Genomic DNA, 24,404 nt, shown 5'->3' on the forward strand with positions numbered 1-24,404 from the left:
AGCCTATTCCCAGACCTCGGCGCGGTCGATGCTGACGTACGCGGCACCGGAGTCGGGGTTCTTCTCGCCCGTCACCGTGACCCGCAGCGTGTGTTTGCCGGGATCCAGTTTCGGGCTTATGTAGTTGGGATGTTCGCCGACTCTCTCTCCACTGTGGTAGTCGATCTTGTCGGACTCGGGTCCGCCGTCGATGGAGAAGGTGGCGTAACCGTTGCCGACGTCCCGGACGCTGAACAGCGCGATCTGGGAGCCGGTGAACGTGAACGTGACGGTGGCGCCCTTCTCCTGACTGAAGTGGTCGTCACCCTTGAAGCACTGGCTGGCGCAGCCGTTGCCGGACTTCCAGTTCCCGGCGTACTTCACCTGGAAGTCGCCGTCACCGATGTCGCCGTCGTTGATGGCGCGGGTCCCGGGTCCGGGGTCGCCGGACGGCAGCTTCTGGGTCTCCCCGGCTGGCAGTGGTGCTCCCAGGTTCGGGGTGCCGTCGTCGTTCCAGCCGATCTTCTGGGCCCGGGTGGTCCGGAACGAGTAGGTGTAGTCGCTGGTGTTCTTGCCGTGGTAGGCGATCCAGTCCTCCTTGCCGTCCGGGGACTTGAAGAAGAAGTGGTGCCCGGGTCCGAACACGCCCGCGGCGTCATTGCGGGAGAACACCGGTCCGGGGTGCTGGACCCAGGAGTCGGGGTTCATGGGGTCGGCGCCGTCGGCGATGCTCTTCATCCACAGTTGGTAGTCGGGCTTACCGGTATCGCATGTGGAATAGGTCAGGAAGGTCTTGCCGTTGCCGCGCAACGGGGTCGGGCCTTCGCGGACCTCACTGCACCCGCCGTCGGCGGGGATGGCGACCCGGTCGCCGGTGGTGGTCCACGGGTCGGTCATGGGCGAGATGTACAGCTGGGCCGGGCCGCCCTGGCCGCGGCCGGGGCCGGTCCAGATGAAGTACGACTTTCCGTTGAGCTCGAAGGGTTCTCCGTCGATGCCGTAGGCACCGAAGTCGGCGATCTTGGCCTTGTAGTGGTACGGGCCCTCGGGGTCGTCGCCTTCGGATTCGAGCACGTGCATCCGGTGGTTGGCGTCGACGCCGTCGCTGGCGGTGTAGTAGAGGTACCAACGCGGGCCGTCGGCGGTCTCGTACCGTTTCAGCGCCGGGGCCCACATCTGCTGGTTCCGGCTCGGGTCGGACTCGGTGTACACGTCCTTCTTGGGCGCGGTGATCAGGTCGGCGAGGCTCTTGGCCTTCCAGATGGAGATCCGGTCGCCTTGCGTGGTGGACAGGTAGTAGTTCTCGTTGTGGTAGACGACGGTCGGGTCGGCGCCGCCGTTGAGCGGGTTGCGGAATTCTCCAGTCGCCTGGGAATCCTTGTCTTTTTCGCCCTCGGTACCGGGTTGTGCCCAAACGACGGCGGTCGTGGTGAGCGCGAGGGCGGCGACGCCGACAATGGTCGCGGTCCGCCAGCGCCGTTTGACGGCGGACAGCCATCTCCGGGGCGCGATCCGCGCTTTGAGGCTCGTCATGTCACTCCTAGGGGAACGTCGGACACGAGTTCCAACGTTGAAACTGAATCGACGTTCATCTCTATCACGTTTTGTGCGTAATTGTGGAGTGGACCACCGTTCGGATATGTTCGATTTAAAGGTTAAGCGGTTACCGGTGGCGGAGGTATCACCCCACGTCAGGACCAGTCGGCCGCCACGACTCCGACGCGCATCCGTTGTGGATGGTCGCCGACCGCGGCGCTGGCGGTCTCCTGTCCGGTTGTGTAGGAAATAGCGGAAATCCGGTCGCTGCCGCTCCAGGAGACGTAGCAACGCTGACCGTCGCCGCTGCGGGTGGCCCAGTACGGTTTCTCACCGCTCTCGATCAGCCCCTGGTGCTGGAACGTCTCCCGGTCGACGACGGTGGCGTAGTCCGACATGGTGCCCGCGACGCAGATCCTGTCACCGTCGGTGTTCATCGCGATGCCGTGGTGCGCGGAGTCCAGCAGGTACTCCTCGCGGGGCATGTCCTCGACCTCGTCGGCGATCGGCAGTTCGGCCCGCCGGGTCACGGTGTCGGTGCGCAGGTCGTACTCGAAGAACCCGTGCTCGAACGACACCTGGAAGTACACGAACCGTTCGTCGGGCGAGAAGGTCATCGGCCGCACCGACGCGCTCATGTCGCGGTATCCGGCGTCGGCGAGCTTGTCGGCCATGTTGACGCGCTTGACCAGCTGACCGGTGTAGCGGTCGTAGATCTGGAAGTAGCGCTTTCCCTTGGTGGGGCCGAGAAGCGGGTGGTCGAACGGGGTGTACACGTTGCCGATGCTGGCGTTGACGACGTACTGTCCGTCGTTTGTGTACACGTTCTCGTGCGGCGAGTCGCCGGTGGCGAAGCTGTCCTCTTCCTGTCCGGTGTAGACGTCGAGCAGATGGACGGTGTTGCCGGTGGACGCGGACACCGCCACCTGGGTCCCGTCCGGTGACAGCGCCATGTGATCGGAACGGTAACCCTCGACCGGGAACCGCCAGGCGATGTCACCGGTGCCCAGTTCGATGGCGACGACGTCGGCGAGGCTGGGCCGCGACACGATGAGCAGCTTCGCGTCGGGGGTGGTGTACATGTCGTCGACGTACTGGTCGTGCCCCTCACCGATGAACTGGCGAATCGCGAGGTAGTACGCCAGCGCGACCGGGTCGCGCCGGATCTCGGCCTTGCGCTCGGCGATGTCGGGAACGGCGTTGATCTGACCGACGGGGTCGAGGTTCTCGTCGTCGGAGACCACGTCGATGGTGCCGTCCCAGTTGTTGCCGACGAACAACACCGGCCGGGTCTGGTGTTCGTCGGCGGTCGCGGTGTCGGCGACGAGAACGGCGGGTGCACTCAGGACGATCACGGCGGCGAGGGCGGTGACGAGGGTTCGGGCGGACGCGCGGGACATGGGGGCCTCCCAGAAGCGAAACCACATTACCTACTAGTCAGTAATGTCCGCTCATCCTATAAGCCGCAAACACACTTTTCAATATTCCGATCCCGGCGACGGCGCCCGTGCTCCATAAGCGACGTCACCGGGAACCGGCTGCTCAGCGCTTGGCGCGCCACACCATCACGACGGCCGCCGCCCCGACGACCACCGGCAACAACCCCAGCGTGCTGTACGGGTACGGAATGACGTTGGCGTACTCGCCACCGGTCGCGCTCACGTTGTACAGGGCAACCAGCGCGCCGAGCCCGAACAGGATCGTGCCGGTGATCCGGGCCCACTTGGCGCCCTTGGTGACTCCCCGGATCGTCGACAGCCACCCGACGACACCCAGGCCGTTGACAATGGACAGATAAACGATGATCGCGTTGTGGTCGGCGGCGACCAGCGACGCCGACCAATCCGGATACGCGGCCCGCACGTGGGCGGTCAGGCTGTCGGCGGTCGCCAGGTCGATCAGCGGCACGGCCAGGGCCAGCACGCTCACCGCCAACCCCGCGTACATCACCATCGCCCGGCGACGCTCGGGACTCGGCGCCACCTTCGCGGCCGTGACTTCAACTGACATGGGTCCTCCTCGAACTCGACGGGTCGAACGAATTCTTACGTCGTAAGTTATCCCGTCCCACAACGATAAACTTACGTCGTAAGAATCGTCAACCTCTGCGACCCGAACCACACACCCGCCCGATCCCGACCGATCAGTTTTCGAGAAGCGCGGCAGGTGAAACCGCAGCTAGCGTGAGGAGCAGAGAGGAGTTCGCCATGAACTGGAGTAACCGGATCCGGCAGACCCACCGCTGGCTGGCCGTCTTCTTCACGGTCACCGTCGTCGGTACCGCCGTCGCGTTGTCGCTGCCGGAGCCCGTCGTCTGGGTGTCCTACATCCCGCTGCTTCCGTTGGCGCTGATGTTCTTCAGCGGCATCTTCCTGTTCGTGCACCCGTATGTCGCGAAGCGCCGGGGAAGCGCCGTCGCCGAGAAATGACCCGTGTTCGGAACGGTCCACGCTGACGTGGACCGTTCCGGGTGGTCAGCGGCGCCGCAGCGCGGGGTCGAGCAGTGCGGGTGGGGTGTCGTGCTTCTCGTGAGCGGCGAGGTCGGTGCCGGGCGCGACGACGGTGTCGATCGCGTCGAGGACGTCGGCGCTCAGCACCGTGTCGGCGGCGGCCAGCTGCGAACGCAGATGGTCCACCGTGCGCGGTCCGACGATCGCACTGGTCACCCCCGGGTGAGCGGTCACGAAGCCCAGGGCCAACTGGATCAGCGTCAGGTCGGCCTCCTCGGCGATCTTGACCAGCTGCTCGACGGCGTCGAGCCGAGCCCGGTTGGCGGGCAGCGCGGTGTCGAAGCGTTCGGGCATCATCGTCGCCCGGTTGGTGGTGAACTCGCGGCCTTCCCGGATCGCTCCTGACAGCCAACCGGACGCCAGCGGGCTCCAGGCCAGCACGCCGAGGCCGTATCGCTCGGTCACGGGCAGGACGTGGGCCTCGATGCCGCGTTGCAGGATCGAGTAGCTGGGCTGTTCGGTGACGTAGCGGCTCAGGCGGTGCTCGCGGGCCGCCCACTGGGCCTCGACGATGCGGTACGCCGGGAAGGTCGAGGAACCGAAGTAGCGGATCTTGCCCGCGCGCTGGAGATCGGTCAGGGCCGACAGCGTCTCCTCGTCGCTGGTGTCGGGGTCCCAGCGGTGGATCTGGTACAGGTCGACGTGGTCGACACCGAGGCGACGCAGGCTGTTGTCCAGCTCGGTGACCAGCCAGCGGCGGGAGGCGCCCTGGTGGTTGCGCTCCTGGCCCATGGGCATGCTCGCCTTGGTGGCCAGGACGATGTCGTCGCGGCGGCCCGCGATCGCTGTGCCGACAAGCTTTTCCGACTCGCCCTGGCTGTACATGTCTGCGGTGTCGATGAGGTTGATGCCGCCTTCGAGGGCGGCGTCGACGATGGCGATCGCATCGTCCTGTGTGGTGCGTCCAATGGCACCGAAGTTCATGGCGCCCAATGCCAGCGAACTGACCTGGACACCGGTGCGGCCAAGGTTGCGGTACTGCATGACGATAATCCCCAATCCAAAAACGGAACATTGTTCCGCTAAAAGATACGGAACAATGTTCCGTTTGTCAACCGTGATGTGAGACAGTGACGTGGTGAACGACAGCGACGAGCCCGCGACCCGGCCAAAACGCGCCGACGCCCGGCGCAACCAGCAGACCCTGCTCGACGCCGCCGCCGAGGTCTTCGTGGCCTCGGGAGTCGAAGCCCCGGTACGCGACATCGCGGCCAAGGCGGGCGTCGGCGTGGGCACGATCTACCGCCACTTCCCCACCCGGGCGGAACTCGTCATCGCCGTCTACCGGCACCAGGTCGACGCGTGCGCCGAAGCCGGACCCTCGCTGCTGGCCAGCAGCGCCACCCCCTATGCCGCACTGGGGCAGTGGATCGACCTGTTCGTCGACTTCCTGGCCACCAAGCACGGGCTCGCCGCCGCGCTGCGGTCCGACGCGCAGTTCGAGACGCTGCACTCGTACTTCATCGACCGGCTCGTCCCGGTGTGCACCCAGCTGCTCGACGCCGCGAGCCAGGCCGGACAGATCCGCAGCGATGTGGAAGCGTACGAACTCATGCGCGGCGTCGGGAACCTGTGCATCGGCGCCGACAACGACCGCCGTTACGACGCGCGTCGGCTGGTCGGCCTGCTCATCGCAGGGCTGCGGCGACCCGATTAGCGATGGCCTCGCGTCAGTGGGATTCCAGGTGAGCCTGGATCATCGGGCCCACGATCTCGGGGCATTCCTCCGGCGTGAAGTGCCTGGCACCCTCGATCTTCTCCAACCGGTATTCGCCGGTCGTCCAGTTGACGGTGTCGTCGACCCCCGATACGGCCACCGCGCTGTCCTTTGTGCCCCAGATGAACAGCGTCGGCACCGCGACTTTTTCGTCCCGGCCGTCGAACCCGTCGACGCGGTACCAGTTCAACGCCGCCGTCAACGCTCCCGGCTGGGACAGGTGCTCGACGTAGACCTCGACGTTGCTGTCGGGCACACCGACGTAAGCGCCGCGCAGCGCGGCCGCGTCCTCGCCGAGGAGCACGGTTTCGGCTTTGCCGGGCTGGCGCAGGAGTTGCATGTAGGCGGAAGCCTTCTGCTGTTCCGGGTCGGTGCGCAGGGCTTTGGCGAACGCGCCGAGGTGCGGTACGGACACCGCGCACAGCGTCTTGATCCGATCGGCGTAGCGGGCGGCGACGACCCAGGCGACGGCCGCGCCCCAGTCGTGGCCGACCAGGTGGAAGTCGTTCCAGCCCAAGGAATCAGCGATGTCGACGACGTCCTTGGCGAGGTAGTCGAGGTGGTAGTCCTTGGGGTCGGGTGGACGCGCGTCCGGCGAATACCCGCGCTGGTCGACGGCGACGGCTCGGTATCCCAGTGAGCCGAACAAGGCGACGTAGTGGGCCCATTCGGTGGACAGCTCGGGGAAGCCGTGGAGGAACAGGACCGGCTGTCCCTCTGATGGGCCCGCGGCGATGGCGTCGAAGGTTCCCGCGCTGGTCGTGACGCGCGTTCGTTGCGGAGACGGCAGTGTCGTCATGGCGGTGATGTCCGATTCAGTAGCGGAAACGACGGTTCCCGTCACGGTAGCCTCCCGCGAACCCGACCCCGCCTCGGGCGAGAGCTGACGAGTACTAGCGGGGGTTCTTTCGCGACACGACATGCAGTTGGGCACTCTCAGAAGCATCGTCCGGGTCGATGAAGACGAAGTAGTCGTCGTTGTGCGCCAGCAGCCTGCCCTCGATCTGCCATTTCCCCTTGCCCGTGATGCGATCGAAGACTTGAATCGGGGGCTCGTCCTCAGATTCCTTCGCGAAGCCGGTCGACACCACATCGTCGCCGACACCGATACTCGTACCGAAACTGCTGGGTCCGGATTCCAAGCTCCCCTGCCTGGTCCACAAGGTCTTCCCAGTCGCGACGTCATGCACGCGAACGCCCTCGACGGCTGGTTCACCTGGATCATCGACTTCTTGATCGACCTCTTCGAAAACGACATCTCCACAGTGCACGAGAAGGCTATGCTCATCCTTGGCTCGCCACAGGGACTTCCCGTTCGTGACGTCTTTGATCTGCGGCCAACCCTTGCCACTGGTCGACAAAAAGTCGCCCTGCAACGGGGTATCGACCTCATAGTCGAAGGCGTCCGCCGGTTCGGGATAGCCGGTTTCCTTCCCGGACGACACGTCGATCACGTATGACGTCGTCTCCTTGTCACCTGGATTGCCGGTCGTCACCTCGGTGAAGATGTCACCGCTCTTGGTCAGCATGTAGCCGTGTTCATCGGGATTGATCACGTCCCCGTAGTCGAGCGGCGAGACCCAGCGTTGTTCACCGGTGGCCACGTCGATGGCGTCGACTCGGTCCCATACGTTCGAAGACGAAGCGGTCTCCCGATTGAGGAGTACGACCGGCGACGTTGATTCGTCGAAGATCCCGAGTTCAGGGAACAGTTCGGTCTGCCACACGTCGTTGGGCGCCCCAAGCGTCCACTGTCGATGGGATTTGTTCAGATCCTTGGTCCACAGCTCTTTGCCGGTGCTTACTTCGAAGCCGCGCATCCTGGAGTCGTTCTCACCGGTCTCCTCAACACTGACCAGAGTCCCGGAAGCGACCGTGACCGTGGCGAATTTGGTGAGTTTGATCGTGCGAACCTCCTTGCCGGAGTGGATGTCGTACACGACTGCCTCATCCCCATTGAGCGCTTGCATGGCGATGATGTAGTCACCACTCAGGAACACGCTGGGGTAATCCAAGTTGGAGTGCCAGACCTTGTCCCCGGTGCCCAAGTCGGACACCGTCGCTTGGATACCATTTGACGATCCATACGCATGTACCAGCATGTCTTCGTGAATCAGCGCCGCGTCGGAAGCACCGACGCCTTGTGTCCACACTGGCTCCGCTTCGGGAAGCACTTCCTGCTTGGCCCATCCGGGGCCGGGGTCCTCCTTGGGCAGGCTGAAATTGGTGGCGACTACCAGCGCCAGCAAGAGGATCACGACGAGAGTGACGCCGTCGAGAATCAGCCGTCGGCGCCCTCGCCGACGCAATGCGCGTGAGAACCGCTGTCGAGCACTGTCGCGGGCGGGCGAGGGCACTGCGTCGTTCATGGTCTTGGACGTTAGCCAGCGTTGGGACCACCGACGTCACCCGAACAGGTAGACCACCGACGATGGCCCGACGAACGGCACGACCTAGCCAAGCAGCGCGGCTCGCACCAGCGCGGCCGTCGCATCGAGGTCGGGGCGTTCGCGTTGCCGCCAATCGGCGTGAACGCGATAGGAATCGCCCGGGTAGCGGGGGAACACGTGCAGGTGGACGTGGAAGACATCCTGCCCGGCCGCCTCGCCGTCGGCGAGGGTGAGGCTGACACCCTCGCAGCGCAACGGAGTCCGGCGCACGGCCCGCCCGATCCGGTGAGCCACGGTCCACAAGTGAGCGCCTATGTCCTCCGGCAGCGCCTCCAGCCCCGCGTAGTGGGCCTTGGGGACGATCAGGGTGTGCCCGTCCGACACAGGCGCGAGGTCCATGAACGCCAGGGACACGTCATCCTCGTGGACCACACTGGATGGCGCGTCGCCAGCGACAATGGAGCAGAACACGCAGCTCACGTTCGCCATGCTATGCGACGCGTGCCAGGCGACGTCGAATATGGTGGGGCCGAAGACGAGGTGAGCATGGACCGGGACGGGAACCGCGACAGGACTGGCGCGGTTTGGGTGACTAGCCGAAGCTCATCATCGCGCCGTGGCCCGAGTCGGCGGCGGCGATGAAGAAGGCCCGCAGATCGTCGTAGTCGCGCCGTAGGTATTGGAGGTCGTCGGCGTCCCAGCAGCGGGCGTTGGGGTAGACCTCTTCGCGGGACATGGCTTCGGCGTCGTAGTGGGCCGCGAGGGTGTCGAAGGGGGTTTCGGCGAGGAACTTGGCGGCGTCGGCGAGGTCGGCGACCGTCCAGAGGTTGAGGTACCAGCCGTTGCCGTTGGCGATGCAGTAGCCGCCTTCCTGGATGCTGAACGGCAACATCGCCTCGTCGAGGAGGTGGTCGAGTCCGGCCCAGGATTTCTGAATGTCGACTTCGGAGTTCTCGGGCGGTGGGGTGCCGTCGTAGTCGTAGAAGTCTTCCAGGAACTGTTCGGCCCAGTCGGGGTCGTTTTCGGCCTTGTCCAGTTCGTCCGGTGTCATGCGGACGAATGTGACGTACATGCCCATGGGGGTTTGGATACCTAGCTGTCGTCGAAATGGTGTGGGGGAATGCGATCCAGGCGCGATCATACTGCGCCACTTCGTCGTGATCGTCACGATACGGGGCGCGGTGAGGCCGGGCTTTCGAACAGTTCGGTGACAGAGGGTCACGTCATGATCGTCCTATCCCGATCGAATCCAGTCGCGCATCAGAAAGTCACCGGCAATGACAGTCGTCGAGGAATTCAAGCCACAGCACCGCATCCGCATCGACACGCTGTTCTGGCAGCACCGCTCCCCGTTCCTGGGTTCGCAGGAACAGTTGGACGAACTCGCCCGCGAAGCCGACGCCAAAGCCGCCGCCCGAGCGGCGGCCCGCGCCCAGGCCGAGTTGATGGACTATCTCCGTTCGCTCGGCGCGCCCCGCCCGCGACCGTCCGTTTTCGACGTCCACCGTCCCGCCGTGCGACGGCTGCGGCCGATCATCCATGTCGGACTCATTCCGATGCTGTGGGCGATAACGACTTGCCGCTGCGGCGAACGCTGGCCCTGTAACTCGGTCAAGCGACACCTTCGCGCCCACCTGGGTTGGAGCGTTGACATAACCGACGAACTCAAGACGCTCACCCGGGCGCTTCCCCGCCCTCGCACCCGGTTCAGTCGCCTGCGTCGGTTGCTCTCGCGGGTGGCTCGTCGCGGGCCCGGAACAGCGTTACGGAGCCCCCGAAGGGGCTCCGTATGGCTGTGGTTGGTGCCGTGTCAGGCGGCGTCGAGGGCGGCGATGATCTTGCGGGTCATGTCAGCCAGGGTCGGGCTGGGCTTGACGCGCTGGGTGGCCGCTTCGATGGCGACCATGAGGGTGCTGCGGAAGTTGTCGGCCTCGGCCGCGTCCTGGCTCTTCAGCAGCTTGGCCGCTTCGGTCAGCGCTGGCAGCACCTGGTCGGCGATGTCGGCGACGGACTTGGCCTTCAGCTTCGCGCCGTGTTGCTTCTCGGCGAGGACGTGGCCGATCGCGCCGGTCGCGGAGCCCAGGGCGATGGAGCCGTCGGTGGCGACCTTGTGGGGCGAGCCCCCGGCGGCGCTGGCCGCCGCCAGCAGTTCGATGGCGCCGTAGGCGGCGGTGCGCAGGGTGGTCTTGTCCTGGTCGGTGAAGTTGATCGACATTTCGGTGTGCTCCTAAGGAATCTGTGGTTCGTTGTCCGGCGGGGGTTCCCGCCTTGCCTCTACAGATTTCCCGGCGCGGCTGACACCCGGCGGCCATGCCGCTGACACCGGTGACAGCAGGAGACGTTGATCGAGCGGCATCAGCGTGATGTGGGCGGTACGGACGAGCAAGTCGCCCAGCGGATGGGGATGTTGACGGCGCTGGCCAAGAAGGCGGGGCTGACGTATCGGCTCGATCTGGCGCGGGCCGTGGAGGAGGGCGCAATCGTGTCCGATTTCGACACTCTGGTGCGCCTCGGCGTCGAGTGTGGTCTCGACGCCGAGGCGACCCGAGAGGCGTTGGCCCGGCGGGTGGGTGTCACCGGGGTTCCCACGTTCGTCTTCAATGGTCAGGCGGGCGATTCCTAGCCGGACAGGTGCTCGAGGATCAGCTCGCGCTGTCCCTCGTTTCCGATCTCGCTGAAGTAGCCGTCGCGGTTGGTCAGGAAGACCACGTGCGCCGACAGCTCGGGGAACCAGCCGCTGAAGGACTCGAACCCGGCGTTGCCCCCGGTGTGGTAGCGCACCGGGTGTTTGATGGTGCCGACGAACCAGCCGTAGCCGTAGTGGTGCTCCTCGTCGAAGACGGAATCGCAGAAGACGTGCGGGGTGAAGCTGCGCCGCCGGGATTCGTCGCTGAGGATGCGGCCGTCGGCCACGGCCTGGTTCCAGGTCACCATGTCGGTGGTGGTGGACCAGATGTCCCCGGCTCCGCGTCCGACCAGGTCCAGTTCGAACAGTTTCTCGCGCGGGGTTCCGTCGGGGGCACAGCCGACGGCGATGTTCGGGCGGTCACCGGCGTTGCCCGCGAAGGTGTCGGTCATTCCCAGTGGGGTGAAGATCCTCTGGTCCAGGAACTCGCGGTAGGGGGTGTCGGAGACCAGTTCGACGATGTGTGCCAGCAGGCAGAAACCGGCGCTGGAGTAGCGGAACTGGGAACCGGGTTCGCAGAAGAGCTCGCGCTGCTGGAACGTCGCGATCAGGTCGTCGATCGGCATCGGTTCGCCCAGGTCGATCTCGGGATAGTCGTTCCAGTGGCCGATTCCGGAGGAGTTCGACAGCAGATGGTGGAGGGTGAGCGGTTTCCAGGACTCCGGGGATCCGGACACCCATTTTGACAGTGGGTCGTCGACCGACAGTTTGCCCGCGTCGGCCAGCAGCAGGGTCGCCGCGGCGGTGAACTGCTTGCTGATCGAGGCGATCTGGAACCGGTGGTCCGGTGTCAACGGGGTGCCCGCGACGGGGTCGGCGAGGCCGTGGCTTTCTTGGTGCACGACCTTGCCGTCGCGCACCACCAGGACGTTGCTGGGGGTTTCAGGAAGTGATGTCATAGAGACATCATAGTGCACCGTCGCCAATTGTCGGCTAACCGACAGTTTGTTGCCAGTCGGCTAGCCCGCCAGGACGGTCAGGAAGTGCGAGACCTTGGCCGCCATCGCCTCCCGGGCCGCCGCCAGGTACTTGCGCGGGTCGACGTTGTCGGGGTTGGCGGCGAGGTGGCCGCGCACCGCGTCGGTGTAGGCGATGTTCAGCGCCGTGCCGATGTTGATCTTGATCATGCCGCCGCGCACGGCCTTGGCCAGTTCGGCGTCGGGGACGCCCGAGGAGCCGTGCAGCACCAGCGGGATCGCGACGGCTTCCTTGATCGCGGCGATGAGGTCGTGGTCGAGCACCGCGTCGCGGGTCGTCATCGCGTGCGAGGAGCCGACGGCCACGGCCAGCGCGTCCACGCCGGTGTCCATGACGTAGGCGGCGGCCTCGTCGGGACTGGTGCGGGCGCCGGGCGCGTGGGCCGACAACGGGGCCTCGCCGTCCTTGCCGCCCACCTGGCCCAGTTCGCTCTCCACCCACAGGCCGCGGCTGTTGAGGTACTCGACGGCGCGGCCGGTCTCGTCCACGTTCTCCGCGTACGGGAGTTTGGACGCGTCGATCATGACCGAGCCGAAACCGTGCTGTGGCGCCACTTCCCACAGGCTCGCGTCGGTGACGTGGTCCAGGTGGAGCGCGACGGGGACGTCGCTGGTCTCGGCGACGGCGGCGGTGGCCGCCGCGATCGGGGCGATCTGGCCGTGGTGGAACTTGATGGCGTTCTCGCTGATCTGGAGGATCACCGGACGCTCGGCGCGTCCGGCACCGTCGACAATGGCCTCGGCGTGTTCGACGGTGATGACGTTGAACGCGCCCACACCACCCCTGGTGTTCTCCATGAGTTCAGCGGTCGGGACCAATGCCATGGGGGTCACAGCTCCTTGAGATGTATGTGATGGCGCAATGTCAGGTAGTCGGTCACATCCACCCGGCCCGCGACCGGGGATCTGACGGCGGCGGCCGACAGCGCGACCGCGTCGGTGAGGCGGGTGGGCCAGCCGGTGTCGTACAGGACGCCGCGGGCCAGACCCGCGACGCAGGCGTCGCCGGCGCCAGTGGGGTTGCCGGAGACGGTCTCGGGCGGGGCCGCGGTGAACGCGGCGTCGGGCAGCACCGCCAGCAGGCCGTCGGGGCCGAGCGAGGCGATGACGGCGCGGGCACCGGCGGCGCGCAGGGTTTCGGCGGCCTTCCGGATTCCGTCCACCGTGGATAGATCGGCGTCGGGGACGGCGGCGGCCAGTTCGTGGGCGTTGGGTTTGATCACATCGGGCCGTTGCGGCAGCGCGGCACGCAGGGCTTCGCCGTCGCAGTCGAGGATCGTGGTGACGCCGCGGTCGCGGGCGGCGGCGACGAGCTGGGCGTAGGCGTCGACGGGCAGGCCCTGGGGCAGCGAACCGGACAACACGACGACGCGCGCCACCCGCAGCAGTCCGTCGAAACGGTCGCGGAAGCGTTGCCACTCTTCGGATGTGATCTCGGGACCGGGTTCCCAGAAGCCGGTGGCGTCGGCCGGGTCGGCCACGACCAGGGCGCGCCGGGATTCGCCGTCGACGCGGACGAAGCGGTGCCGCAGCCCGGCGGGGATCCGCTCGGCGATGCGTTCGCCGGTGTGGCCGCCGAGCAGACCGGTGGCCAGAACCGGGTCCCGCAGGGTGTGCAGGATCCGGGCCGTGTTGAGTGCTTTGCCGCCGGGCATCTCGGCAACAGTACCTACCCGGTATGTCGCGTGCGGACGCAGCTCGGCGTCGATGGAGTAGGTGACGTCGAGCGCTGCGTTGAGCGCGACGGTGAGGATCACCGGGGTATCCATTCCCCCGCGCGCATCACGGCCTGGAGCTCCAGGTCCTCGTTGTACACGAGCAGGTCGGCGCGGGAACCGGGTTCGAGACGACCGGCGTCGTCGAGACCCAGCAGTTCGGCGGGCGTCTGGGAGGCCATCTGCGACGCCACCGGGACCTCAAGGCCCGCCAGCTTCACGGCGTTGCGGAACGCGTCGTCCATGGTGATGGTGGATCCGGCGATCGAACCGGAGTCGGTCAGGCGGGCCGCGCCCTCGGCGACGGTGACGTTGAGGCCGCCGAGTTCGTACTCTCCGTCCGGCATTCCGGTGGCGCTCATGGCATCGGTGACCAGCACCGCCCACTGCGCGACCGAGGCGTGCGCCGCGAAGGCCAACGTTCCCATGTGGAGGTGGACCGGGTCGGCGATCAGCTCGCAGGTGACGCGCGGGTCGTCGATCAGCGCCGGGATCGGGCCCGGGTCGCGGTGGTTGAAGGGGCGCATGCCGTTGAACAGGTGGGTGGCGACGGTGGCCCCGGCGTTGATGCCCTCCAGTGTGACCTCATAGGACGCGTCGGTGTGACCGATCGACGCCAGTACACCATGGACGGACAGCCATTCGATGGCCTCCATGGCGCCGGGACGCTCCGGCGCGATGGTCATCATCCTGACCGTCCCCGCCCCGGCCTCGACCAGCTTGTCGAGTTCCCGGATGTCGGGGTCGCGCAGCGCCTCGGGATTCTGTGCCCCGCAACGGGACTCGGCCAGATACGGGCCCTCGAAGTGGATACCGGCCAGCACGCCCTCCTCCACCAACGGGCGGAAGTTGTGCACGGCGTCCAGCATCAGCTCGAACGGCGAGGACACCAGCGAGGCCAGCGTCGTGGTGGTGCCGTTGCGAAGGTGGAAAGCCGCGACCTTGCGGGCCTGGGCGGCGTCGCCGACGGTGTAGGACGCGCCGTCACCGCCGTGACAGTGGATGTCCACGAAACCGGGGACGATCCAGCCGGTGACGTCCTGTTCGTCGACCTCGGATATCGACGCGACCCGGCCGTCTTCGACGTGCACGGTCCCGGGGACCACGCCGTCGGGAACCACGACCTTGGCGTTGGCGAGCAGATTCACGTGCCGTCCTCCAGTCGTTCCAGTCCCAGCAGTGCCGCGCCAACGCATCCTGCCTCGCGACCGAGTTCGGCCGCGACCAGCCTTGGCACGGTGTGAAAAGTAGCGCGAGCCGTCAAGGCCGTGCGCAGCGGCGTCAGCAGCGCGTCGCCGGATTTGGCCAGCCCGCCGCCGACGACGATCGTGTCGGGGTCCAACAGCGCGATGCCCAGCAGGAAACCGTCGGCCAGCACCTCTATCGTCTCGCGCCACACCCGTTGCGCGATCGGGTCGGTGTCGACGGCGGCGATGATGTCCATCGCCTCACGCGCGGTGCCGGACGCCTCGGCGTAGCGGCGCTCGAACTGCACGGCGCTGGCCAGCGACTCCACGCAGCCGTACTGGCCGCAGCCGCACTTGGGGCCGTCGGGACGCACCACCACGTGGCCCAGTTCGCAGGCGGCGCCGTGCGCGCCCGACAGGCCGGAACCGTCGATGATGTGGGCCCCGGCGATGCCGGTGCCGATGGCGACGAACAGCAGCTGGCGGCTGCCGCGTCCAGCACCCAGCCGGGCCTCGGCCAGGCCACCGGCGCGCACGTCGTGACCCAACGCGGTCGGCAGCCCCAGTTCGGCCTCCACCAGCTGCCGGAACGGGACGTCGCGCCAGCCGAGATTGGAGGAGTACACGGCGATGCCGCGCTCGTTGTCGACCGGGCCGGGCACGACGAGCCCGACGGCGCGGGCCCGGTAGCCGGGGGTGGCGGCCAGCTCGACCGCGGTGTCTACTATGGATTTGATGACGGCCTCGGGGCCGTGTTCCCGTGGCGTGACGCGGGTTTCGCTGTGCAGGACCCGGCCGTTGACGTCGACCAGGGCGCATTTCATGGAGGTGCCGCCGACATCGAGGGCGACGACGACGTCGCTCAAGGCAGGACCACCGAACGGGTCAGGTGGCGCGGGCTGTCGGGGTTGAGGCCGCGAAGCCGGGCCAGTGCGACCGCGAGGCGCTGCGCCAGCACGAGTTCCGCGAGCGGGTCGAGGGAGGATGCGACGAAGGCGCCGCCGGTGGCTTCGACCTCGGCGCGCAGCCCGGCGCCGGTGGGGCCGAGTTCCCAGGTGGCGCGGTTCGGTCCCGCGATCGAGATCGGACCGTGCCGGTAGTCCATGGCCGGATACGACTCGGCCCAGAACGTCGCGGCCTCGCGGGCCTTGAGCGCGGCCTCGTTGGCCAGGCCGATCGTCCAGCCCGCGCCGATGAAGCTGATCTGCTCCAGTTTCGCGACGTCGACGGGCAGCTCGGCGGTCAGCGCGGTGCGGCAGTCGGCGATCGCGGCGGCCTGGTCGATGCCCAGCTGCGCGCGGAACAGCGCGACCACCGAGGTGGCGAAGCTGGTCATGACCACCGACTGGTCGCTGGCGAACGGCATCGCGATCGCCGCGTCGGCGGCTGCCACGGCGGGGGTGTCGCCGTCGCCGACGATCGCCAGCGAGGGGATGTCGGTGCGGTTGAGCAGCTCGACGACCTCGGACGTGGTCCCGGAGCGCGACAGCGCGATCAGCCGGTCGTAGCGGCGGTCGGGGAACTCCGAGGCGGTGAAGGCGTCGGTCTCACCGGCGCCACTGGCCTCGCGCAGCCCGGCCACCGCCTGGGCCATGAACCACGAGGTGCCGCAGCCGACGACGGCGACCCGCTCACCGGCCTTGGGGAACAACCCGGCATGCTCGACGGCCAGCTCGGCCGCCGCGGTCCAGCATTCGGGCTGACGTGCGATCTCGGCGTCGACTATTGCCATCCTCAGACTCCTCCAACCACGGTTCACGCGCCTTCGCGCAGGACCACCGGCGCAGTGCCGGGGTTTCGCGCACTATTGTGCACACATAGTCGGCGCTCGGCCAATGCCGGGTGCGCTCTCGTGGAGGTGTGCATGGACCGTTACGCGCGGTGGAACACGCTGTTGGAGATCCTGGCCTCGTCCGGACGGATCACTGTGGAGGAAGCAGCCCAGCGGCTGCACGTCTCCCAGGCGACGATCCGCCGCGACTTCGACCAGCTGTCACAACAGCAGATGATCACCCGCACCCGCGGCGGCGCCGTCGCCGGTGGAGTCTCCTACGACCTGCCACTGCGCTACAAGACCGCCAAACGCGTCGAGGAGAAACACCGCATCGGCTCGGCGGCGGCGGGCCTGGTCTCGTCGGGAATGGTCGTCGGCCTCAACGGCGGCACCACCATCACCGAGGTCGCCCGGGCACTGGCGATGCGCACCGACCTGGTCGCGACCTCGGGCACGACGCCACTGACCATTGTGACCAACGCGCTGAACATCGCCAACGAGATGATCGTGCGGCCGCACATCAAGGTCGTGGTGGTCGGCGGCGTCGTCCGTCCACAGTCCTATGAGCTGATCGGACCGCTGGCGGCGCCGATCCTGCGCGAGATCACCCTGGACATGGTGTTCCTCGGCGTGGACGCGATCGACGTGAAACTGGGCGCGACCGCGCACCACGAGGGCGAGGCGGCGATCAACCAGCTGATGGCCGCACGGGCCCGCAAGGTGGTCATCATCGCGGACGGGTCCAAACTGGGCGGTCACGCGTTCGCACGGATCTGCCCGATCGAGCGGGTGCACACCCTCATCACCGACACCTCGGTCCCGGCGGAGCGGACCGCGGAGTTCAGCGCGGCCGGCATCAAGGTGCTGCGCGCGTGAGACCGGTCCGGCCACCGATCGTCCCTTCCCGGCACAAGCCGCAGATCGTCGCCAGTCCCCGGATTGAGCGACTGCGGCTGGACGGGGACGTCGAGGGGTTCTGGCGCGAGGTGCGCGAAGATGGCGCGCCGTTGGTCGAGATGGCGGACGAGCCCGGGTACGCGGTGCTGACGTTCGTCTGGCGCGGGGACGATAACACGCGCGATGTCCTGGTGGTGCCCAACAAGCTGTTCGACCGCACCGATCCGAGTGCGAGTTTGCTGCGGAGGGTTGCGGGGACTGATGTCTGGCACCTGAGTTATCGACTGCCGTCGGACTTTCGGTGTTCGTATCAGTTCTGTGTGGACGAGCAGGGGACACGAGAGCCGGACGACGAGTACTGGCTGGCGTTGTGGCGGCAGGGGCGGAGCGATCCGTTCGGGGTCGAGGCCAAGCCCGGGTACAGCGTGGTGTCGCTGCCGCAGGCTCCGCCGCAGCCCTGGCCGGAGCCGCGCGAGGGTGTCGCGCGTGGAACCGTTGAGCGGCATCGGTTTCGTAGCGCGATCCTGGACAACGATCGGCGGTTGTGGACGTACCGACCGCCCGGAGCTGAGGCTTCGAGCGGGTTGTTGATACTGCTGGACGGTCGCGACTGGTTCGAACCGGCGCTGATCGCGACCATCATGGACAACATGGAGGCCGACGGTCGGATACCGCCGTTGAGCGTCGTGGGCGTCGACAGCCTCGATCCCGACACCCGGGCCCGGGAACTGTGCCCCAACGACGATTTCGTCGAGTTTCTGACCACGGAGCTGCTGGACTGGGCCAAGCGGCGGTTGCCGATCGGCGATCGTCCGGAGCGGACGATCCTGTCGGGGCAGAGCTTCGGCGGGCTGGCGGCCTTGTACGCGGGACTGCGTGCGCCGGAACGGTTCGACGCGATCGTCGCGCAGTCGCCGTCGCTGTGGTGGAGTCCGGACGGCCGCGACCATCGCGAAACCGCTTGGCTGAGCGGCGAGCTCGCGGCGGCGGAGCGGTTGCCGCGCATCCACGTGACCGCCGGAACGTACGAGGCGGCCATTGTAGATCAGGCGCGGCAGCTCACCGAGACGCTGACCGGCCGTGGCCACGCGGCGACCTACACCGAGTTCACCGGCGGCCACGACTTCGCCTGCTGGCGCGGCCATCTCAGCGACGGCCTCATCGCGGCGACCAGCCGCGGCTTAACCAGCCGGGGGGCGGTACAGGTATGGGTTGGCGTCGGCCGGGATCTCCTGCGTCGAGTCCCCCGACGCGGGTGGGTCGGCGGGCAGCGTCAGGGTTTCGCCGGGGCTGGCCGCCATCGGCGACACCGGTTCGGCGACCGGAGCAACCGTGTCCGGAGCCGGAGACACCGGAACCGACTGCGCGGCACCGAAGTCGGCCGCCGGAGAGGATGGGGCGTTGACCGGCGTGTAGATCGGCGCCGACAGCGACGCGTCCGACGCCATCGCGGTGTAAGGCGCACCGTAGGTCTTCTTCGGACGGTTCATCAGGTCCATCAGCCAGTTCACCAGCAGGCCCAACAGCAACGCGCCGAACGGAATCGCGTTGTTGACGATCCAGGAACCGTTCAGGTTCTGCACCAGCAGCGCGACCATGAACACGACCACCGCCGCCAGCAGCGTGCCGAAGACACCGCCCCGACGGCCCCGGGCGCTCGTTCCTCCGATGAGGACGATGCCGAGGCCGGTCAACAGCGGGGCCAAGCCGTTGGCCTCCACCACGTTGATGTTGAGGTTGGCGCCCGTGGGCACCAGCACCAGGTAGCCGGCCGCGCCCGCGAGCAGACACGAGCCGATCAGGGCCACCCAGGTGGTGAGGAACGCGCCGGCGGTGCGCCTGCCGCGCTGCTCCACCGCGTCGACACAGACACCGAAGGTCTCGCGGACCGGGCGGACGATACCGAGGATACCGCCCGCAATGGACAGTCCAACCACGACGCCGATGATGATCCAGCCGGTAAGGCTGGTCAGTTCGAGCTGGGCCGACAGGCCGGAGTCCGGGGTCATCGGGCCCAGCAGGCCCAGTTCCCGTTCCGAGACAAGGAACCAGGCGGCCATCGCGACCAGCAGACTGGCCGCCCAGCCGGGGGCCTTGAAGACGGTGACCAGCAGGGCCAGCAGCACCCCGGCCGCCACCATGGCGCCCGCGACGATGCCGATGGCCGTCAGCAGTGGCTGGTTTCCCAACGACGAGAACAGGACCGTCGACAACAGTCCGAGGTGGACGACGGCGAGGTTGATCGAACCGACCCGCATCGACAGGCCCAGGGCCATCGCGAACAGCAGGAACGGGGTCGAGCCGACCAGCAGTTCCATCACCCGGTCCGGGCTGCCCAGTCCGGTGTTCGGGCCGAAGAGGAAGAACGCCGCGACACCCAGGGCGATGAGGACGAGAAGCAGGCCCTCCCAGACGAAGTGGACCCACAGTTTGTCGCTCGGCGCGGCGGCGGGTTCGTCCTGCGGCACCGTGAAGGACGCGGGTGCGGCGAGATCGGGCACGGTCTCGGGTTCTCCCGGCGACACCGTCGCCGCCTCGTACGTCGTCGCGGACGGGCTGACCGGCTGGGACACGAGCGTGTCGCCCTCCGGTGCCGATTGTTCTTCGGGCGCGACATCGGGGCGCGGGTCTTGAACGCTCATCACTCTTCTCTCCATGCACCGGGGTACGCGACGTCAATATAGTGCCGCGGGGCAAGTTTTTCGAGGCCTGTCAATGGCACACTATCGGCTCGTGCGAAAAGGTGCGTGATCTTCACCCGTTCGCGGAGGCGCCACCACTCGTTTGGTCGTCATCCTCGGAGTCCTCGGGAATCCGGCAAGCGCGTTCCAGCCACAGGGCCGCGGCCACCAGGATCAGACAGGCGACGAAACCGAACACCGCCAGCGGCAGGTCGCGTCCGGCAGCCGCCAGATAGCGGTGCGCGACAAGGTAGACCACGATCCCGGCGTAGGCCCCGGCGATCAGGGCGCCGCCCACCGAGGAGGCCTTGGCCAATGCCGCGAACCGGGCGAACAGCAGCGGTTCGACGGGTTTGGCGCCTTCCTTGCGTTCGATGCGGGCCCGGGTGGTGTGGGCCGTGTACGCCAGCACCAGGGCCAGCAGCAGCAACGTCGTCGGGGTGTACCAGCCCGGTACCGGCGGGTAGTTGACGGTGGCCAGCACGAGGATCAGCGCCCCCGCCGCCAGCGCCGCTACCAGCAGCGTCGAGGGCGCGGTCGGCTTGAGGGTGGGTTGTTTGGGTTCCTGTTGGCCTTCGTTCATGACGGTTACGAGGATAGTTTCCCGACCCGGCGCAACGCACGGGCGTCCGCCGCGAGCCCGGGATCGCGCAGCAGGTCCCGCAGCCGACCCCGGCCCGGCAGCGCCGCGTCCGGTTGCAGTGACAGCCACGGCACCAGGACGAAGGCCCGCAGGTGCGCGCGCGGGTGCGGCAGCGTGAGGGTCGGCGAATCGCAGTGGATCGGTTCGCCGTCGGCGTCCCAGGCCATGATGATGTCCACATCGAGCACCCGGGGTCCGTAGCGGCGCTTGGGATCGCGGACCCGGCCCGCCTTGGCCTGGATGTCCTCGGCCAGCGCCAGCCAGTCCTCGACCGAGCGGTCGGCGTCGGTGGCGATCATGGCCAGGTTCAGGTACGTGGGCTGGTCGTCGTCACCCCACGGCGGGGTTTCGTACACTTCGGACAGCTGGCCGGGGCCGAGGGCTTCGGCGGCCGACGCCAGCGCGGCCCGGCGGTCGCCGAGGTTGGCTCCGAGACTCAGTACGACGGTGGTCATTCGCGGCTCCGCTCGATGGTCACCGAGACGTCGGTGAAGTTGTGCGGAATCGGCGCGAACGGCTTGTGCACCGTGACCACGCACGAGATGACCCGCGGATCGGCCAGACAGACCCCGGCGAGCCGGTCGGCGAGGGTCTCCAGCAGCCGCACCGGGGCGCCCGCCACCTCCGTCACCAGCGCGTCGGCCAAATTTCCATAGTGAACCGTGTCCTGGATGTTGTCGGACAGCGCCGCCTTGCGGGTGTCCAAATCCAAGGTCACGTCGATGATGAATTCCTGTCCGTCGGCGCGTTCACGGTCGTACACGCCGTGGTAGCCGTGTACGCGTAGTCCGGAGAGGGTGATCTGGTCGGTGTGATCCGCCACGGTGCAACGGTACGGCAGCCGCCGCCTCCGCGTGCGGCTACCTGGCGCGGCGCGTCGCCTCCCACACCTGGCGGGCGTCGGCGGTGCCCCGCACGTCGTGCACCCGCACGCCCCAGACCCCGGCGGAGAAGGCCAGCAGCGAGGTCGCCAGCGTCGCGTCGGCGCGCTCGGCCACCGGCCGGGGCTCGCCGTCGGGACCGGCCAACAGCTGGCCGAGGTGCGACTTCAGCGAGGAGCCGTACAGGATCGGGTAGCCCAGCTCGACCAGCGCGTCCAGGTGCTTGAGCAGGGTCCAGTTGTGCTCGGGCAGCTTGGCGAAGCCGATGCCCGGGTCCAGGATGATCTGTTCGGCGGCGACTCCGGCCTTGCGGGCGGCGTCGACCCGCTCCAGCAGTTCGGCGCGGACCTCGGTGACCACGTCGTCGTAGCTGGCGGGCGCGTACATGTCGGCGGAGTGGCCGCGCCAGTGCATCAGGACGAACTTGGCGCCGGTGCGGGCGACCAGCGGGGCCAGTTCCGGGTCGGCCAGGCCGCCGGAGACGTCGTTGACAATGGACGCTCCCCGCCGGATCGCCACCTCGGCGACCGAGGCGCGGGTGGTGTCGATGCTGACGGTCATGCCGTCGGCGGTCAGCGCGGCGACGATGTCGACGGTGCGGGCGATCTCGGTCGCGGCGTCGATGCGCTTGGCTCCCGGTCTGGTGGATTCGCCGCCCACGTCGATGATCTCGGCCCCGTCGCGGCGCATCCGGCGGGCGTGCGCGAGGGCGGTGTCCACACTGGTGTAACGGCCGCCGTCGCTGAACGAGTCCGGGGTGACGTTGAGGACGCCCATGATGACGGGCCGGTCGGGGCCGGAATCGGTTGCGCTGTCGTGATCGCCCGCGTTGTCGGGTCGGTCGGTGCCGGTCATGGCGACACTGTACGAGCCTGGCCGGACCGGTGTTCGATCGACCGCCTTATCGGCCACCGCAACGCGCACTGGCAGACCGCCCGGTGACGGTCGGGGCTTCGGTGCCGACGGACCCGCGGCGGCGAAGCGCGACAACGGTTATGGCTTCGGGCGGCCGTTCGGGGACATGGCCCGACGGGCCGCGCCGCGGCGCTTCCAGGCCGCTCCGCCCGCGATCGCGCCGACCACGGCTCCGGCCACCACCGCAGGGACCGCGAACTTCGCGGCCTTGCGGCCGGTGCGGAAGTCGCGGACCTGCCAGCCGTGGTGGCGGGCCTGGCGCCGCAGTGCCGCGTCCGGGTTGATGGCCACCGCGTGGCCGACCGCCTTCAGCATCGGCATGTCGTTGCTGGAGTCGCTGTAGGCCGTGCACAGGTCGAGGTCGAGGTCTTCCCGCTTGGCCAGTTCGCGGATCGCCTCGGCCTTGGCGGGGCCGTGCATGATGTCGCTGACCAATCGTCCGGTGTAGACACCGTCGTGGACTTCGCCGACGGTGCCGATGGCGCCGGTGAATCCCAGTCGCCGCGCGATGATCTCGGCCAGCTCCACCGGGGTGGCCGTCACCAGCCACACCTGCTGGCCCGCCGCCAGATGCGCGTCGGCCAGCGCCTGGGTGCCGGACCAGATCTTGGCCTCGATGGTGTCGTCGAAGATCTCCTCGCCGAGCGCCACGAAGTCGGCCACCCGTCGCCCCGCCACAAAGGACAGCGCGGATTCCTTGATCTCGTTGATGCTGCCGCCGCCGAGTTCCTTGCCCCGGATGCGAAACCGGGCCTGCTGCCACACGAACTGGAGCAGGTCGCGGTGCCGGAAGTACCGGCGGGCCGCCAGCCCGCGCGCGAACCAGTAGATCGAAGCCCCGTGCACCAGGGTGTTGTCGACGTCGAAGAACGCCGCCGCCCTCTCATCGATGTGAGAGGTGTCGGTCACTACAGTGGCGGCTTCAACTGCGGACCTGTCGTCATTCACCCATAGAGCCTAGCCGCGCGGTGCGTCAAAAGTAAGCGCGAAACAGTGAATGCGGGATGTCCGTGCCGAATCCGGACATGAGATGGCGCCGCGACAACGGAGCCGGGACATAGGTGAGGGTCGAGCGCACCCCTCAGACGCTCGACCCTCTATATGCACAATGCCCTGTCGCCACCCCTCGACCGACAAGGCATCGGCCGTATTCATCGGAACTTCTCACCTGCGGTGAGGGCCTCAGCTGATTCGCTGTTTGCCGTTATCGTTCCGACACCTACTTCAACGAGAGGCACGGCTGGGGGTTACGCCCTGACCGAAAAACATGGAAAGATTTTTTACGAGCGGTCGTGGGCGGCGGATTTCCTTGGGTCACACGGGCGTCGTGGAAACGTTGGCGGTGACCCAGTCGACTATGGATTTCGTGGTGGCGCCGGGGGTGAACACCTTGGCGACTCCCAGCTCGGCGAGCTTGGGAATGTCCTCGTCGGGGATGATGCCGCCACCGAACACGACGATGTCGGAGGCTCCCCGTTCCGCCAGCAGCTCGGTGACCCGTTTGAACAGCGTCAGGTGAGCTCCCGAAAGGACACTCAGCCCGACGGCGTGGGCGTCCTCGGCGATCGCGGCGGCCACGATCTGCTCCGGCGTCTGGTGCAGGCCGGTGTAGATGACTTCCATTCCGGCGTCCCGCAGCGCCCGGGCGACGACCTTGGCACCGCGATCGTGCCCGTCCAGGCCGGGTTTGGCCACTACAACGCGGATGCGCGATTCCATTGACCGTCTTCCTTTCGAGCGGACGCCTTCGTCCGCGACTGTTCCATCGGGGTGAGCCTACCTAATGATGACTAAGGCCCGCATAAGGCAAATCTATGCGAATGTTATTGGCCGTCACGCTGAGAATCGCTGGGCAATGCGTGATCGTGCGCGTTAGCATCCGAGGCCGCGCGAAACCCCCGAAACCGAAAGCGAAG

27 protein-coding genes and 1 pseudogene are annotated in these 24,404 nt (G+C 67.4%); 5 read left to right on the forward strand and 23 right to left on the reverse strand.

Annotation, left to right across the window (positions count from 1 at the left end; all coding sequences use genetic code 11):
- Positions 1-3: 3 nt before the first annotated feature.
- The 3 genes from SNAS_RS30645 to SNAS_RS30655 form a co-directional block, all read right to left on the reverse strand.
- Positions 4-1,512: a family 43 glycosylhydrolase gene (locus SNAS_RS30645; RefSeq protein ID WP_013021387.1), complete on the reverse strand. Its 1,509-nt coding sequence runs from the start codon at positions 1,510-1,512 to the stop codon at positions 4-6.
- A 158-nt stretch (positions 1,513-1,670) separates the two neighbouring features.
- A complete protein-coding gene (locus SNAS_RS30650; RefSeq protein ID WP_013021388.1) occupies positions 1,671-2,915 on the reverse strand; it encodes a YncE family protein in 1,245 nt (414 codons plus the stop codon).
- 142 nt (positions 2,916-3,057) lie between these two features.
- Positions 3,058-3,525: a hypothetical protein gene (locus tag SNAS_RS30655; RefSeq protein ID WP_013021389.1), complete on the reverse strand. Its 468-nt coding sequence runs from the start codon at positions 3,523-3,525 to the stop codon at positions 3,058-3,060.
- A gap of 197 nt (positions 3,526-3,722) precedes the next feature.
- On the opposite strand from SNAS_RS30655, the gene SNAS_RS30660 reads away from it, so the two are divergent.
- Positions 3,723-3,944: a membrane protein gene (locus SNAS_RS30660; protein WP_013021390.1), complete on the forward strand. Its 222-nt coding sequence runs from the start codon at positions 3,723-3,725 to the stop codon at positions 3,942-3,944.
- Between the two features lie 45 nt (positions 3,945-3,989).
- Here SNAS_RS30660 and SNAS_RS30665 read toward each other — a convergent pair whose 3' ends face one another.
- The gene (locus tag SNAS_RS30665; RefSeq protein ID WP_013021391.1) at positions 3,990-5,009 is read right to left on the reverse strand and encodes an aldo/keto reductase; all 1,020 of its coding nucleotides are present in this window, start codon (positions 5,007-5,009) and stop codon (positions 3,990-3,992) included.
- Between the two features lie 94 nt (positions 5,010-5,103).
- Between SNAS_RS30665 and SNAS_RS30670 the strand changes: the two genes are divergently transcribed.
- Entirely contained in the window at positions 5,104-5,682 is a 579-nt protein-coding gene (locus tag SNAS_RS30670) for a TetR/AcrR family transcriptional regulator (protein ID WP_041627285.1), read from the forward strand.
- 13 nt (positions 5,683-5,695) lie between these two features.
- Here the strand turns inward: SNAS_RS30670 and SNAS_RS30675 are convergent, their stop codons facing one another.
- The 6 genes from SNAS_RS30675 to SNAS_RS30705 form a co-directional block, all read right to left on the reverse strand.
- Entirely contained in the window at positions 5,696-6,586 is an 891-nt protein-coding gene (locus tag SNAS_RS30675; RefSeq protein ID WP_013021393.1) for an alpha/beta fold hydrolase, read from the reverse strand.
- 49 nt (positions 6,587-6,635) lie between these two features.
- Entirely contained in the window at positions 6,636-8,111 is a 1,476-nt protein-coding gene (locus SNAS_RS30680; RefSeq protein ID WP_013021394.1) for an outer membrane protein assembly factor BamB family protein, read from the reverse strand.
- An 84-nt stretch (positions 8,112-8,195) separates the two neighbouring features.
- On the reverse strand, positions 8,196-8,621 hold the full coding sequence (locus SNAS_RS30690) for an HIT family protein (protein ID WP_013021395.1): 426 nt from the start codon (positions 8,619-8,621) through the stop codon (positions 8,196-8,198).
- Between the two features lie 103 nt (positions 8,622-8,724).
- A complete protein-coding gene (locus tag SNAS_RS30695; RefSeq protein WP_083787278.1) occupies positions 8,725-9,273 on the reverse strand; it encodes a DUF1877 family protein in 549 nt (182 codons plus the stop codon).
- A gap of 127 nt (positions 9,274-9,400) precedes the next feature.
- Positions 9,401-9,673, reverse strand: a complete 273-nt coding sequence (locus SNAS_RS30700; RefSeq protein WP_013021397.1) for a hypothetical protein — start codon at positions 9,671-9,673, stop codon at positions 9,401-9,403.
- A gap of 269 nt (positions 9,674-9,942) precedes the next feature.
- Positions 9,943-10,347, reverse strand: a complete 405-nt coding sequence (locus SNAS_RS30705; protein ID WP_013021398.1) for a hypothetical protein — start codon at positions 10,345-10,347, stop codon at positions 9,943-9,945.
- A gap of 126 nt (positions 10,348-10,473) precedes the next feature.
- Between SNAS_RS30705 and SNAS_RS30710 the strand changes: the two genes are divergently transcribed.
- The gene (locus tag SNAS_RS30710; protein ID WP_144300690.1) at positions 10,474-10,755 is read left to right on the forward strand and encodes a DsbA family oxidoreductase; all 282 of its coding nucleotides are present in this window, start codon (positions 10,474-10,476) and stop codon (positions 10,753-10,755) included.
- Here SNAS_RS30710 and SNAS_RS30715 read toward each other — a convergent pair.
- From SNAS_RS30715 to SNAS_RS30740, 6 genes are read right to left on the reverse strand one after another with little or no spacing between them, the layout of a single operon-like run.
- A complete protein-coding gene (locus SNAS_RS30715) occupies positions 10,752-11,717 on the reverse strand; it encodes a serine hydrolase domain-containing protein (protein ID WP_013021399.1) in 966 nt (321 codons plus the stop codon). The genes SNAS_RS30710 and SNAS_RS30715 overlap by 4 nt on opposite strands.
- 60 nt (positions 11,718-11,777) lie before the next feature.
- The gene (locus tag SNAS_RS30720) at positions 11,778-12,620 is read right to left on the reverse strand and encodes a class II fructose-bisphosphate aldolase (RefSeq protein WP_013021400.1); all 843 of its coding nucleotides are present in this window, start codon (positions 12,618-12,620) and stop codon (positions 11,778-11,780) included.
- 5 nt (positions 12,621-12,625) lie between these two features.
- A complete protein-coding gene (locus SNAS_RS30725; RefSeq protein ID WP_041625284.1) occupies positions 12,626-13,552 on the reverse strand; it encodes a 1-phosphofructokinase family hexose kinase in 927 nt (308 codons plus the stop codon).
- Positions 13,549-14,658, reverse strand: coding sequence for an N-acetylglucosamine-6-phosphate deacetylase (gene nagA, locus SNAS_RS30730; protein WP_013021402.1), 1,110 nt, complete (start codon positions 14,656-14,658; stop codon positions 13,549-13,551). Before nagA ends, SNAS_RS30725 begins: the two co-directional genes overlap by 4 nt.
- Positions 14,655-15,521 (reverse strand): ROK family protein, encoded by an 867-nt coding sequence (locus tag SNAS_RS30735; RefSeq protein ID WP_144300890.1) that lies wholly within the window; start codon positions 15,519-15,521, stop codon positions 14,655-14,657. The genes nagA and SNAS_RS30735 overlap by 4 nt, the downstream gene beginning before the upstream one ends.
- 38 nt (positions 15,522-15,559) lie before the next feature.
- Entirely contained in the window at positions 15,560-16,429 is an 870-nt protein-coding gene (locus SNAS_RS30740) for an SIS domain-containing protein (RefSeq protein WP_013021404.1), read from the reverse strand.
- A 132-nt stretch (positions 16,430-16,561) separates the two neighbouring features.
- On the opposite strand from SNAS_RS30740, the gene SNAS_RS30745 reads away from it, so the two are divergent.
- Positions 16,562-17,347, forward strand: coding sequence for a DeoR/GlpR family DNA-binding transcription regulator (locus tag SNAS_RS30745; RefSeq protein ID WP_013021405.1), 786 nt, complete (start codon positions 16,562-16,564; stop codon positions 17,345-17,347).
- Positions 17,344-18,522, forward strand: a pseudogene (gene fes, locus SNAS_RS37890) (enterochelin esterase); the annotation flags it as partial. The gene SNAS_RS30745 and the pseudogene fes, both read left to right, overlap by 4 nt.
- A gap of 27 nt (positions 18,523-18,549) precedes the next feature.
- Here fes and SNAS_RS37050 read toward each other — a convergent pair.
- The 7 genes from SNAS_RS37050 to icmB form a co-directional block, all read right to left on the reverse strand.
- Positions 18,550-20,010: an inner-membrane translocator gene (locus tag SNAS_RS37050; protein ID WP_013021406.1), complete on the reverse strand. Its 1,461-nt coding sequence runs from the start codon at positions 20,008-20,010 to the stop codon at positions 18,550-18,552.
- Between the two features lie 112 nt (positions 20,011-20,122).
- Complete coding sequence (locus SNAS_RS30760) at positions 20,123-20,632, reverse strand: DUF3180 domain-containing protein (RefSeq protein ID WP_013021407.1); 510 nt, start codon at positions 20,630-20,632, stop codon at positions 20,123-20,125.
- A 5-nt stretch (positions 20,633-20,637) separates the two neighbouring features.
- Complete coding sequence (gene folK / locus SNAS_RS30765; RefSeq protein ID WP_013021408.1) at positions 20,638-21,147, reverse strand: 2-amino-4-hydroxy-6-hydroxymethyldihydropteridine diphosphokinase; 510 nt, start codon at positions 21,145-21,147, stop codon at positions 20,638-20,640.
- Positions 21,144-21,515: a dihydroneopterin aldolase gene (gene folB, locus SNAS_RS30770; RefSeq protein WP_013021409.1), complete on the reverse strand. Its 372-nt coding sequence runs from the start codon at positions 21,513-21,515 to the stop codon at positions 21,144-21,146. Before folB ends, folK begins: the two co-directional genes overlap by 4 nt.
- A 37-nt stretch (positions 21,516-21,552) precedes the next feature.
- Positions 21,553-22,350: a dihydropteroate synthase gene (folP, locus tag SNAS_RS30775; RefSeq protein WP_052305340.1), complete on the reverse strand. Its 798-nt coding sequence runs from the start codon at positions 22,348-22,350 to the stop codon at positions 21,553-21,555.
- Positions 22,351-22,566: 216 nt separating this feature from the next.
- The gene (locus SNAS_RS30780) at positions 22,567-23,436 is read right to left on the reverse strand and encodes an HAD family hydrolase (protein ID WP_013021411.1); all 870 of its coding nucleotides are present in this window, start codon (positions 23,434-23,436) and stop codon (positions 22,567-22,569) included.
- A gap of 366 nt (positions 23,437-23,802) precedes the next feature.
- Positions 23,803-24,207, reverse strand: a complete 405-nt coding sequence (icmB, locus tag SNAS_RS30785; protein ID WP_013021412.1) for a coenzyme B12-dependent isobutyryl CoA mutase small subunit — start codon at positions 24,205-24,207, stop codon at positions 23,803-23,805.
- Positions 24,208-24,404 lie beyond the last annotated feature (197 nt).

Source organism: Stackebrandtia nassauensis DSM 44728 (genome assembly GCF_000024545.1).
Classification (GTDB): domain Bacteria; phylum Actinomycetota; class Actinomycetes; order Mycobacteriales; family Micromonosporaceae; genus Stackebrandtia; species Stackebrandtia nassauensis.

Excerpts from the sequence above, each read along its gene's own strand:
- SNAS_RS30645 (WP_013021387.1), bottom strand. The coding sequence starts at position 1,512 with ATGACGAGCCTCAAAGCGCGGATCGCGCCCCGGAGATGGCTGTCCGCC.
- SNAS_RS30650 (WP_013021388.1), bottom strand. The coding sequence starts at position 2,915 with ATGTCCCGCGCGTCCGCCCGAACCCTCGTCACCGCCCTCGCCGCCGTG.
- SNAS_RS30655 (WP_013021389.1), bottom strand. The coding sequence starts at position 3,525 with ATGTCAGTTGAAGTCACGGCCGCGAAGGTGGCGCCGAGTCCCGAGCGT.
- SNAS_RS30660 (WP_013021390.1), top strand. The coding sequence starts at position 3,723 with ATGAACTGGAGTAACCGGATCCGGCAGACCCACCGCTGGCTGGCCGTC.
- SNAS_RS30665 (WP_013021391.1), bottom strand. The coding sequence starts at position 5,009 with ATGCAGTACCGCAACCTTGGCCGCACCGGTGTCCAGGTCAGTTCGCTG.
- SNAS_RS30680 (WP_013021394.1), bottom strand. The coding sequence starts at position 8,111 with ATGAACGACGCAGTGCCCTCGCCCGCCCGCGACAGTGCTCGACAGCGG.
- SNAS_RS30690 (WP_013021395.1), bottom strand. The coding sequence starts at position 8,621 with ATGGCGAACGTGAGCTGCGTGTTCTGCTCCATTGTCGCTGGCGACGCG.
- SNAS_RS30695 (WP_083787278.1), bottom strand. The coding sequence starts at position 9,273 with ATGATCGCGCCTGGATCGCATTCCCCCACACCATTTCGACGACAGCTA.
- SNAS_RS30700 (WP_013021397.1), bottom strand. The coding sequence starts at position 9,673 with ATGGATGATCGGCCGCAGCCGTCGCACGGCGGGACGGTGGACGTCGAA.
- SNAS_RS30705 (WP_013021398.1), bottom strand. The coding sequence starts at position 10,347 with ATGTCGATCAACTTCACCGACCAGGACAAGACCACCCTGCGCACCGCC.
- SNAS_RS30715 (WP_013021399.1), bottom strand. The coding sequence starts at position 11,717 with ATGACATCACTTCCTGAAACCCCCAGCAACGTCCTGGTGGTGCGCGAC.
- SNAS_RS30720 (WP_013021400.1), bottom strand. The coding sequence starts at position 12,620 with ATGGCATTGGTCCCGACCGCTGAACTCATGGAGAACACCAGGGGTGGT.
- SNAS_RS30735 (WP_144300890.1), bottom strand. The coding sequence starts at position 15,521 with ATGAAATGCGCCCTGGTCGACGTCAACGGCCGGGTCCTGCACAGCGAA.
- SNAS_RS30740 (WP_013021404.1), bottom strand. The coding sequence starts at position 16,429 with ATGGCAATAGTCGACGCCGAGATCGCACGTCAGCCCGAATGCTGGACC.
- SNAS_RS30745 (WP_013021405.1), top strand. The coding sequence starts at position 16,562 with ATGGACCGTTACGCGCGGTGGAACACGCTGTTGGAGATCCTGGCCTCG.
- SNAS_RS37050 (WP_013021406.1), bottom strand. The coding sequence starts at position 20,010 with ATGAGCGTTCAAGACCCGCGCCCCGATGTCGCGCCCGAAGAACAATCG.
- SNAS_RS30760 (WP_013021407.1), bottom strand. The coding sequence starts at position 20,632 with ATGAACGAAGGCCAACAGGAACCCAAACAACCCACCCTCAAGCCGACC.
- folK (WP_013021408.1), bottom strand. The coding sequence starts at position 21,147 with ATGACCACCGTCGTACTGAGTCTCGGAGCCAACCTCGGCGACCGCCGG.
- folP (WP_052305340.1), bottom strand. The coding sequence starts at position 22,350 with ATGGGCGTCCTCAACGTCACCCCGGACTCGTTCAGCGACGGCGGCCGT.
- icmB (WP_013021412.1), bottom strand. The coding sequence starts at position 24,207 with ATGGAATCGCGCATCCGCGTTGTAGTGGCCAAACCCGGCCTGGACGGG.